General features: G+C 48.6%; 1 pseudogene. It reads left to right on the plus strand.

Annotated elements, in window-relative coordinates:
• Positions 1 to 19: 19 nt before the first annotated feature.
• Positions 20 to 294, plus strand: a pseudogene (locus tag BK660_RS31905) (glycosyltransferase); the annotation flags it as partial.

Raw genomic sequence — 294 nt, forward strand, 5'->3', positions numbered from 1 at the left:
TCATGGAGATAGGTGGCATATGAAAAAAATACTGCACGTTGCGGAAACAATCAAAGGTGGTGTTGCGACGGTCATCCGTACAATATCGACCCCTCCTCAGGACCACGCACTGAAGTATGAACTGGTTTATCTGGTTCCATTCGATCAGAAGAAAGAGCTGCACGGTATTGATGAGAAAAACATCAGGACCTTTTCCCGGAACAAGCGCGACGTCCTGTCTCTGTTGCGGTTTGACTGGAAACTGGCCTGTGTGATTTTCAAGGAGCAACCGGATGTCGTGCACTTGCACAGCAC

It is taken from the genome of Pseudomonas brassicacearum (assembly GCF_003732265.1).
Lineage (GTDB): Bacteria > Pseudomonadota > Gammaproteobacteria > Pseudomonadales > Pseudomonadaceae > Aquipseudomonas > Aquipseudomonas brassicacearum_D.